A 9,983-nucleotide genomic window follows, 5' to 3' on the forward strand; every position below is an offset into this window, starting at 1 on the left:
CGCTGAAGCTGAGGTTGGTGGTGATGATGACGCTGGTCCGCTCATAGAGCTTGCTCAGCAGATGGAAGAGCAGCGCCCCGCCCGAGGCGCTGAAGGGCAGGTATCCCAGTTCATCGAGGATCACGAGATCGAGGCGGGTCAGGCTTTCGGCAATCTGCCCGGCCTTTCCCTTGGCCTTTTCCTGTTCCAGGGCATTGACCAGTTCGATGGTGGAGAAGAAGCGGACCTTGCGGCGGTGATGCTCGATGGCCTGGACGCCGAGGGCGGTTGCGATGTGGGTCTTCCCCGTGCCCGGGCCGCCGATCAGGACGATGTTCTGGGCCCCGTCCATGAACTCGCAGCGGTGGAGTTGCCGGACTGTGGCTTCGTTGATCTCGCTGGCTGAGAAGTCGAAGCCCGAGAGGTCCTTGTAGGCGGGGAAGCGTGCGGCCTTCATGTGATAGGCGATGGAGCGGACCTCGCGCTCGGCCAGTTCGGCTTTCAGCAGTTGAGACAGGATCGGCACGGCTGCGTCAAAGGCCGGCGCCCCTTGCTCGATCAGGTCCGTCACGGCCTGCGCCATGCCATGCATCTTCAGGCTGCGAAGCATGATGACGATGGCGCCGCTGGCAGGATCATGACGCATGACGGCCTCCTGCAGCTTGGGTGCGCAGGCCGTCATAGCGCTCCACATTGGCCTTTGGCTCACGGCGCAGGGCCAGGGCCTGCGGGGTATCGAGGGGCGGCCCGCCAATGACCTTGCCATCGACCAGCCGGTGTAACAGGTTCAGCACATGGGTCTTGGTCGCCACGCCCTCGGCCAGGGCCAACTCCACCGCCGTCAGCACGGCCTGTTCGTCGTGCTGAAGAACCAGGGCAAGGATGTCGACCATCTCCCGATCACCGCCGGGTTTGCGCAGCATCTGCTCCTGCAACTGCCGGAAGGCAGGCGGGAACTCGGCAAAGGGCGCGCCATTGCGCAACGCCCCGGGCTTGCGCTGAAGAACAGCCAGGTAATGCCGCCAGTCATAGATCGTCCGCGGTGGCAGCTTGTGGCTGCGCTGGATGATGCGGCAATGTTCGCACAGGATGTTGCCCTCGGCCGCCACGACCAGCCGGTCCGGATAGATCCGCAGGCTGACGGGTCGGTTCGCAAAGGATGCCGGAACGCTGTAGCGATTGCGCTCGAAGCTGATCAGGCAGGTGGGCGAGACGCGCTTGCTGAGTTCGATGAAGCCGTCAAAGGCCGGCGGCAACGGCATCAATGCGGCCCGCTCCTCAGCCCAGACATCGGCGATGGTGCCGGGCAGCGTGCCGTGCGGGGTCTCTTGCCACACCTCCAGGCAGCGCTGTTCCAGCCAGGTGTTCATCATGGCAAGGTCGGGAAAGCCCGGCATCCCTTGTAAGACCTGATGGCGGGAGTCCTGAACGTTCTTCTCGACCTGTCCCTTCTCCCAACCCGCTGCCGGATTGCAGAACTCCGGCTCGAAGACATAGTGGTTGGCCATGGCGAGGAAGCGGAGGTTGACCTGCCGCTCCTTGCCACGGCCCACACGATCCACTGCCGTCTTCATGTTGTCGTAGATGCCGCGTTCAGGCACGCCGCCGAACACACGGAACGCGTGCCAATGGGCATCGAACAGCATCTCGTGGGTCTGCAGCGGATAGGCGCGCAACAGGAAGGCCCGGCTGTGCGACAGCTTGATATGCGCCATCTGAAGCTTGGTGCGCTCGTCCGTCAGATGGCCGTAGTCTTCGCTCCAGTCGAACTGGAAGGCCTCTCCCGGTCGGAAAGACAGCGGAACGAAGGTGCCGCGGCCCGTGGTCTGCTGTTCCCGCTGGCGATCTGTGCGCCATTGCCGCGCAAAGGCCGCAACCCGGCCGTAGGAGCCGGTGAAGCCCAGCTTGACCAGATCGGCATGCATCTGCTTCAGCGTCCGCCGCTGCTTGCGCGACTTGCCGGCCTCCGTCTTCAGCCAGCCGGCCAGCTTCTCGGCGAAAGGATCAAGCTTGCTCGGGCGATCCGGCGTGGCGAACTTCGGCTCGATCGTGTCTGCCGCCAGGTGCTTCGTAATCGTGTTGCGCGACAAACCGGTGCGCCGCGCGATCTCGCGGACCGACAGCTTCTGCCGCAAGTGCATGCGTCGAATGATGTTCAAAAGTCCCATGTGGATCACTCCCGTTACCCCCGCCGCTCATCGCTTTGGGGAAAGGTTCACATGGCTCAATTCTCAGTGGAAATTACGAGCCTATCCGGCTCAGTTCTGGGTGGAAATCAACATGTTCCGCTCCAAACGCGCTGACAGATTGAAGTTGCTGTTCTGGGACGGCAGCGGCCTGGTTATGGCCTACAAGCGTCTCGAGGCCGACAGCTTCACCTGGCCGGCGGTCCGGGATGGCGCCATGACGTTGAGCCGCACACAGTTCGAGGCGCTTTTTTCCGGCCTTGACTGGCGCCGGGTTCGGCCTTTGGAGATCTCAAGGCCATCTGTGTCAGAATGACTTTCACACAATAAAAAGTATGATATTACAGTCAGATCAGGCTATATTGGTGGCATGTCCGCCGCCCCGCCTATCGATCTTTCCGCCATTCCTGAAAGCCAACGTGCAGCTGTGCTGGCGGTGCTGCGCGAACGGGATGCGCTGCGGGAAACGAACCGGCGGCTGGAGCATCTCATTGCCGAACTGAACCAGGTCGTGCATGGCAAACGCTCCGAAAAGCTGAACGATGACGAGCGCCAGTTGGCTTTCGAGGATCTCGAAGCAGCGGTGGCCGAGGTCGAGGCGCGGCAGGAGGCCGCGGCACCGCTCGGCACGCCTCCGCGTCGAGCCGCACGCCGCAACCGTGGGCATCTTCCGGCGGGCCTGCCCCGGATCGAGCGGGTGATCGAGCCGAACAGCCTGCTCTGCCCCTGCGGCTGTGGTGAGATGCACCGCATTGGTGAGGACCGGGCCGAGCGGTTGGACATCGTGCCCGCGCAACTGCGGGTCATCGTGACCATCCGCCCGAAGTATGCCTGCCGCCGGTGTGCTGACGGCGTGATCCAGGCACCGGCACCCGCGCACCTGATCGAGGGCGGACTGCCGACCGAGGGTGCCCTTGCGCATGTGCTGGTTAGTAAATACGCGGACCACCTTCCCTTATACCGCCAGAGCCAGATCCTGGCTCGGGCCGGGGTCGTACTGCATCGCAGCACGCTGGCCGACTGGATCGGCACCGCCGCCTTCCATCTCGGCCCCGTGGTCGATCGGCTGACCGAACACCTGAAGCGTTCGGACAAGCTGTTCATGGACGAGACCACCGCACCCGTGCTCGATCCTGGCAGGGGACGGACCAAGACCGGCTACCTTTGGGCCCTGGCGCGCGATGACCGGTCATGGGGCGGGGGCGATCCCCCCGGTGTGGTCTTCACCTATGCGCCCGACCGCGTGGGCGAAAACGCAGAGCGCATCCTGCAGGGCTTTGACGGCATTCTGCAACTGGATGGCTATCCCGGCTACAACCGCCTGACACGGCCGTCCCGGACAGGCGGCGCGCCGATCATCGTCGCCCATTGCTGGGCACATGCGCGGCGCAAGCTGAAAGAGATCTTCGATCGCGACGGCTCCGAGATCGCGGCTGAGGGTTTGCGCCGGATCGCCGAGCTTTACCAGATCGAGGCCGAGATCCGTGGCATGGGACCAGGCCAGCGGCTGTCGGCCCGCCAAGCACGCAGTGCGCCGCTGGTCGCCGCCTTCGGCGAATGGCTGCAGGCGCAATGCCGGCGTATCTCTGCGAAGTCCCGCCTCGGCGAGAAGCTGGCCTATATCCACCGCCACTGGGACGGATTGCAGACTTTCCTGCGCGACGGCCGCGTCGAGATCGACTCTAACAGCGTCGAGAACCTGATCAGGCCGATCGCCCTGACCAGCAAGAATGCGCTGTTCGCCGGTCATGATGAGGGCGGTCGATCCTGGGCGCGCATCGCATCCCTTGTCGCCACCGCAAAGGTCAATGGCGTCGAGCCCTTCGCCTATCTCAAGGCAACCTTGGAAGCCGTCGCAGCCGGCCACCCGCAGGCCCAGATCGACGATCTGCTGCCGTGGAACTTCAAACCGTCAAGCTGAAAGAAGGTGCGGCGCAACCACCGCTTACAAAGAGCCCTGAGATGGGCGAGGATCTTGCGGATATTGTGGCCGCAGGCGCAGAGGACGGCGAAGACCGCGTCGCCGATGCGGCCTTTCAGCGGGCATCTGGCCAAGCGACCGTCGCTCTTCATGTGGCCGATCTCAGGCTCGATGGCGCTTCGCCTCCGGAGGAGCCGTGCCAGGAGCGGGGTGATGCCGCGTCTCGTGCCGCTGATCAGGACCCTGGTGGTTTCCACGCCATGGCCGCGATAGCCGCGGTCGACCACAGCCAGGGCCGGGGTAATCCTCCCCGTTTTAACGGGGTGCGACCGTAGAACTCACGCGGCCATTTTCAGCTTCATGGCGGGTGTAACGCCGCCGATGCCCATATTCGGGCGTTCGTTGTTGTAGGTCCATAGCCATTCGGTGGCGATCTGCTGCACCTCCTCGATGGTTTCAAAGATGTAGAGGTCGAGCCATTCGTGGCGGACCGTCCGGTTGTAACGCTCGACATAGGCGTTCTGCTGCGGCTTGCCGGGCTGGATGTATGTCAGGGCGATGCCCTGCTTCTCGGCCCAGGTCATCAGCGTGGAACTGACGTATTCGGTGCCGTAGCATGTTGGGAATGAAGCGCGTTTGAAGTTTATGGCCGCCTGCGCAGCCTCCAAAATTGCGCAGCAGGCGGCCATGACCGGGTCTTGGGTCTCTATGGTGGTTTTGCGAACCACACCACAGAGGAGACCGGCCATGGCCAAGGTTGAGCATACTTCGGATGCCCGTGTTCTGGTAGGCATCGACATTTCCAAACATCGGCACGAGGTGCTGATTGCCGTTCCCGGCAAGACGCGCCATTCGATGATCTGGTTCAGGGAGCGGACGACCCGTTCGGCGGGCAGCGAGAAGTCGACCTCGATCCCCAGGCCCTCGCGATTGAAGTCGTCTAGCACGTTCAGAAGCCGGAATTGCCGCCCGTCGGCCAAGCGGTCCGCCATGAAATCCATCGACCAGACCAGGTTCGGGGCATCCGGCACGGCCAGTTCCTCGGGCTTCTCGCGCTTCAGCCGTCGCCGCGGCTTGATGCGCAGGTTCAGCTCCAGTTCGCAGTAGATCCGGTGAACCCGCTTGTGGTTCCAGACATGCCCCTTCACGTTCCGCAGGTGGAGGAAGCACAGCCCGAAGCCCCACGTCTTGTGGACATTGGTCAGCCCCACCAGCAGGTCGGCGATCATCTCGTTCTCTTCGTCGCGCCTCGGACTGTAGCGGAAACAGGTCTCGCTGACGCCGAACGCGCGGCACGCCAGCGCGATGCTGACACCCTTCGTCGCCACCGCCTTCTCGGCCAACTCCCGGCGTCGAGCTGGCCGCGTCACTTTTTTCCAAGAGCCTCTCGAAGCAGGTCGGCCTGCATGCTGAGATCGGCAAACATGCGCTTCAGCCGCCGGTTCTCGTCCTCGAGGGCCTTCATCTGGCTCATCATGGACGCATCCATGCCGCCATACTTGGCCCGCCACTTGTAGAACGTCGCGCTGCTGATCCCATGCTCGCGGCACAACTCGCCCACGGGCATACCGCCCTCGGCCTGTCGCAGCACGCCCATGATCTGTGCCTCGGTAAATCTCGTCTTCTTCATCAGAATCTCCTCGTCGATCCTGCCGAGAAAATTCTACTTCGGCATCCCCTTACTTTCGGGGGGATTACCCCGGCACCTGGTCGGTCAGGATGGCGACCTGCTCCAGTGCGGGTGCCAGGGTGTGGCCGTCATAGGGGTTGCCAGGAAAGCTCCGGGCACCGACGACAAAGCCCCCATCGAGAGTGGTGGCGAGGCTGACCTTGGTGCCGAATTCGTATCGGACCCGCGCCTTGCCCTTGGAGATGCAGTCGACCTCCGGCTCGTGCAGGGCATAGATCTTGTTCTTGCTCTTCGGTGTTTGCTTGAGCAGGCGACCGACCAGCCAGAGCGCCTCCAGCACCCGTCCGCGTAGCGCGCCTTCGGGGATGTCCTGGAGGTAGCGGCGCAGGTCCCGGCGCACCCGGCCAACATAGCCCTTGAGCTGGCGCAGGGCCTTGCGCATGCGCTTGAACTGCCGGGCATGGGCATACCGTCCGACTTGGGCGGCCAGCCGCGGGGCAAGGCGGGCGTAGCTCTGGCGCAGATCGATCCCTGCCTTTCTGGCCAGGCCCACCAGCAAGGCGCGGGCACGCTCGTAGAGCCGGGCATCCGTCGGATGAGCGATGGTCTTTTCCATCACGGTTGTGTCGACAGCCACCCGCTTCAGGCTCTTGTCGGTAACGGCGCCAGATGCCCGACCTGCCTCGATCGTCTTGGTCAGCAGCCACTCCACCCCTTCTTCGCCGATGCGCTTGCGCCAGCGTGTCAGCGAGGACGGGTCGATCGGCGGGCGGTGCTGAAAGAACGCCTCGCCGGTGAAATGTTGATAGTAGGGATTTCCAACCCACCGGGCGACGACGGCCTCGTCCGAGAGCTTGAAAGCATGCTGGAGATACATCAGCCCCGCCACCAGGCGTGGAGATGTCGCCGGCCGCCCTTGGTGCGAAGGGAAGAAGGTTGCCCACTCCCGCTCGAAAAACTCCCAGTCGATCAGCGCGGCGAGCTTCACCAGCTCGTGGTGCGCATCGATCATGTCGACCAGTCTCGGACGGAGCAGGTCATCCTGTTCAGGGGCGCGGGAATGGGGCTTCATCGGCGACCGGAAATTGCAGGGTTTCTGACCAAAGCATACGAAACCCTGCAATTCAAAGCGAATGAAACCCCAGCTTCAGCACACAAAATCAAAGCAGTAGAAGTTGTTCAGGCCGGACTAAATAGCACGCCAAAATCTTATTGCACTGAGAGCCAGCGGCCGTTTAGAGACATGCGGCTATGCAGCGGCCACAAGAACCGAACGGCTGCTTGGTGCCGAGCTGTTCTTGTCCCTGAGTCAGCTAACCGGTTTTCCCTCTGCCATCCAAGCTCTCATTTCTTCAAGGCGCTCCGATGTCGGTAATCGCATAGCATCCCTCTCAGAATGCCCTTCGCCAAGTTTCTTTTCAATCATCCAAGCTTGGAAAGTTTCGTAGTCCGCGACAATGCGGGCTGTGCCGGGGAGGCTTCGTTCAGCTTCCACTTTAAGAAAGTCTCGCGTTTTCCGCATGACTTCTTGGTAGTCTTCATGGTGAGCGTCAACGTCTTGGCCTGCTAGGTCTGAGAGTGTTCGTTTAAGCTCGTAAGGACGGCGCTCGAATATCAAAAATTTCTTTGGACTTGGCAGATTATCAGCGCTCCGTCGTATCCCTAAATCTAAGCCAAGTTCGAAAGGCATATTCATGCGCGCATATTCGTCCGCTGCGCGGCTTTGACAGCGAGACAAATGTAAGCGCGACGCTGATCCCCTCCTGCCGCTGGTGATCTGAACGGGCCAATCTCCGTGCGCATGAACGTCGGAGGTGTTGGCTTGGAACGAGACGGCAAAATGGGCGGCCATTTGGACGGCTTCTCGGATGGTGGGGTTTCGCGGCTGGAAGTGATGGAGGGGCCGACCGGGCGTCAGCGACGCACGAAGGCGGAGCGGGCGCGGATTGCGGCGGAAAGCTTGGTGCCGGGAACTTCGGTGACCGAAGTCGCGCGGCGGCACGGGACGACGCGCTGGCAGGTTTATGACTGGCGGAAGAAGCTACGGGACGGACAGCTTGTCGTGCCCGAGAGCGTGGCGGCACTGCCGATGTTTGCAGAACTGGTCGTCGAGGGCGCCGCAGCGGAGATGCCGGCAGAGACGGAGGCCAGCACCGGCGTGGAGATTGTTGTGGGTGATGTCGTGATCCGCGTCGGCGCAGATACCGATGAGGTTCTGCTTACGCGGTCGATCCGAGCGGCGCGGGCGGCGGCATGGTGATGCTCGGCCAGGGCGGGCCGGTGAAGGTCTACGTGGCGACGCGGCCGGTGGACTTCCGCAAGGGCATCGACGGGCTGGCGCTGGCGGTGCAGGAGATGTTCGGGCTCGACCCGTTCTGCGGGGCGGTCTTCGTCTTCCGGGCGAAGCGGGCAGATCGTATCAAGATTCTGGTCTGGGACCAGACCGGGATGGTGCTCGTTCACAAGCGCCTCGAGGGCGGCAAGTTCGTCTGGCCGCAGGTGCGGGATGGGGTGATGCGCCTGTCCTCGGCGCAGCTGGCGGCGCTGTTCGAGGGGTTGGACTGGAGACTGGTAAGACCCGAGCGGGTGCGCCGCCCGCTGGTTGCAGGGTAAGTGCATCCGACGCACTGGAGGCCCCGTTTTTACTGGCCAGAACGGCATCAGCGTGATTCACTTCAGGCATGGATGCCGACACTCTCAGCCGCGAGAACGCTCATCTGAAGGCCCGCCTCGCGGAGGTCGAGGCAGCGCTCGCGGAGGTACAGGAGGCAAACCGCCGGCTGGAGGGTATCCTGCGCACCTCGCAGCGCGAGCGCTTTGGCAAGAGTTCCGAGAAGTTGTCACCCGACCAGTTCAATTTGCCGCTCGAGGACGCCGAACTGGCCCAGGGCGTGCTTGAGGCCGCGCAGGAGAAGGCTGAAGCCGCGCTTTCCCGGGCGCGAGGGGAAGAACCTCGCAAGCCCGCGCGCAACCGTGGGCATCTGCCGGCGCATCTGCCCCGGGTCGAGCGCGTGATCGAGCCGGCCAGCACCCTTTGCCCCTGCGGTTGTGGTGAGATGGCCCGGATCGGGGAGGATGTCTCCGAGCGGCTCGACGTGATCCCGGCGCAGTTCCAGGTTCTTGTGACGCGGCGCCCCAGATATGCCTGTCGCCGCTGCTCGCAGGCCGTAGTGCAGGCTCATGCGCCCGAGCACGTCGTGCCGGGCGGCCTGCCCACCGAGCGGCTGATCGCATGGATCATCATCTCGAAGTTCGGCGACCACCTTCCGTTTTACCGCCAGGCGGGGATCTTCGAGCGGCAGGGGCTCCACCTCGACCGCGGCACATTCGGCAATTGGGTCGGCCGCGCCTGCTTCCACCTGATGCCCGTGATCGACCACATGAAGGTCCACCTGCGCGTCGCCGACCGGATCTTCGTCGACGAGACCCGCGCGCCTGTTCTGGAGCCGGGCCGGAAGGCCACCAAGAGCGGCTACTTCTGGGCCGTCGTATCCGACGATCGCGGGCATGGCGGTGCCGGCCCGCCCCTCGTGCTGTTCCACTACGCTCCCGGTCGGGGACGGGAACATCCGCTTAGGTTCCTGGCCGGATACCGCGGCCGGTTCCTGCAATGCGACGCCTACCAATCCTACAATGCGCTGACCGAGATCACGCGCGATGAGGGGCCGTGGCAGCTGGTCTATTGCTGGACCCACGTCCGCCGCCGCTTCGTCAAACGCGTCGAGAGCGACGGCTCGCCCATCGCCGAGGAGATGCTGCGCCAGATCGCATTGCTGTATCAGATCGAAAAGACCGTGCGCGGCAAGGACCCGGCCGTCCGCATGGCCATCCGACGCGAGCAATCCGCCCCGATCATCTCCGCGCTCAAGCCCTGGCTGGAGACCCAGCTCTCGCGCATCCCGCGGAAGTCCCTGCTGGCCGAGGATATCCGCTACACCCTCGCGCACTGGCCCGGCCTGATCCGCTTTATCGACGATGGCACCCTCGAGCTGGACACCAACCCGGTCGAAAACCAGATCCGTCCGATCGCGCTGACCCGGAAGAACGCCCTCTTCGCCGGGAACGAAATCGGCGCCGAGAACTGGGCCATGCTCGCCTCGCTGGTTGCCACCTGCAAGCTGTCCGGCGTGAACCCCGTCGACTACCTCGCCGATACCCTCCGGGCCATCCTCGACGGACACCCCAGATCCCGCATCGAGGACCTCATGCCCTGGTGCTACGACCAAGCGTCAAGCCTCGCTGCATAGGGCCTCGTCGTCGCGCTTAC

Annotated in this window: 8 protein-coding genes and 4 pseudogenes; 5 read left to right on the top strand and 7 right to left on the bottom strand. The window is 63.4% G+C overall.

Features of this window, described 5'->3' with window-relative positions; translation table 11 throughout:
- Both istB and istA read right to left on the bottom strand, forming a co-directional pair.
- A partial coding sequence (gene istB / locus ACTJI6_RS22505) for an IS21-like element helper ATPase IstB (protein ID WP_440797344.1) occupies positions 1 to 625 on the bottom strand: 625 nt, incomplete at its 3' end.
- On the bottom strand, positions 615 to 2,147 hold the full coding sequence (gene istA, locus ACTJI6_RS22510) for an IS21 family transposase (protein WP_440797346.1): 1,533 nt from the start codon (positions 2,145 to 2,147) through the stop codon (positions 615 to 617). The genes istA and istB, both read right to left, overlap by 11 nt.
- On the opposite strand from istA, the gene tnpB (ACTJI6_RS22515) reads away from it, so the two are divergent.
- Together tnpB (ACTJI6_RS22515) and tnpC (ACTJI6_RS22520) are read left to right on the top strand one after the other, a co-directional pair.
- Positions 2,146 to 2,481, top strand: coding sequence for an IS66 family insertion sequence element accessory protein TnpB (tnpB, locus tag ACTJI6_RS22515; protein WP_440803899.1), 336 nt, complete (start codon positions 2,146 to 2,148; stop codon positions 2,479 to 2,481). The genes istA and tnpB (ACTJI6_RS22515) overlap by 2 nt on opposite strands.
- 54 nt (positions 2,482 to 2,535) lie before the next feature.
- Positions 2,536 to 4,086, top strand: a complete 1,551-nt coding sequence (tnpC, locus tag ACTJI6_RS22520; RefSeq protein ID WP_440803901.1) for an IS66 family transposase — start codon at positions 2,536 to 2,538, stop codon at positions 4,084 to 4,086.
- Here tnpC (ACTJI6_RS22520) and ACTJI6_RS22525 read toward each other — a convergent pair.
- The 5 genes and pseudogenes from ACTJI6_RS22525 to ACTJI6_RS22545 all read right to left on the bottom strand — a co-directional run.
- Positions 3,993 to 4,385 (bottom strand): annotated as a pseudogene (locus ACTJI6_RS22525) (hypothetical protein); the annotation flags it as partial. The gene tnpC (ACTJI6_RS22520) and the pseudogene ACTJI6_RS22525 sit on opposite strands and share 94 nt — an antisense overlap.
- A gap of 39 nt (positions 4,386 to 4,424) precedes the next feature.
- Positions 4,425 to 4,697, bottom strand: a pseudogene (locus tag ACTJI6_RS22530) (transposase); the annotation flags it as partial.
- Between the two features lie 225 nt (positions 4,698 to 4,922).
- Positions 4,923 to 5,716: pseudogene (locus ACTJI6_RS22535) on the bottom strand (IS3-like element ISPam3 family transposase); the annotation flags it as partial.
- Positions 5,717 to 5,786: 70 nt separating this feature from the next.
- Positions 5,787 to 6,788: pseudogene (locus ACTJI6_RS22540) on the bottom strand (IS5 family transposase); the annotation flags it as partial.
- A 237-nt stretch (positions 6,789 to 7,025) separates the two neighbouring features.
- On the bottom strand, positions 7,026 to 7,568 hold the full coding sequence (locus ACTJI6_RS22545) for a hypothetical protein (protein ID WP_440803903.1): 543 nt from the start codon (positions 7,566 to 7,568) through the stop codon (positions 7,026 to 7,028).
- Between ACTJI6_RS22545 and tnpA the strand changes: the two genes are divergently transcribed.
- From tnpA to tnpC (ACTJI6_RS22560), 3 genes are all read left to right on the top strand, one after another.
- Positions 7,557 to 7,976 (top strand): IS66-like element accessory protein TnpA, encoded by a 420-nt coding sequence (gene tnpA, locus ACTJI6_RS22550; RefSeq protein ID WP_440798008.1) that lies wholly within the window; start codon positions 7,557 to 7,559, stop codon positions 7,974 to 7,976. The two genes, ACTJI6_RS22545 and tnpA, sit on opposite strands and share 12 nt — an antisense overlap.
- Positions 7,970 to 8,329, top strand: a complete 360-nt coding sequence (gene tnpB / locus ACTJI6_RS22555) for an IS66 family insertion sequence element accessory protein TnpB (RefSeq protein WP_214273084.1) — start codon at positions 7,970 to 7,972, stop codon at positions 8,327 to 8,329. Before tnpA ends, tnpB (ACTJI6_RS22555) begins: the two co-directional genes overlap by 7 nt.
- Before the next feature lie 68 nt (positions 8,330 to 8,397).
- The gene (tnpC, locus tag ACTJI6_RS22560; protein ID WP_080622378.1) at positions 8,398 to 9,963 is read left to right on the top strand and encodes an IS66 family transposase; all 1,566 of its coding nucleotides are present in this window, start codon (positions 8,398 to 8,400) and stop codon (positions 9,961 to 9,963) included.
- Positions 9,964 to 9,983 lie beyond the last annotated feature (20 nt).

Origin of the sequence: Paracoccus sp. 22332, from assembly GCF_052045125.1 — a bacterium.
In the GTDB taxonomy this organism is placed as follows: Bacteria; Pseudomonadota; Alphaproteobacteria; order Rhodobacterales; family Rhodobacteraceae; genus Paracoccus; species Paracoccus haematequi_A.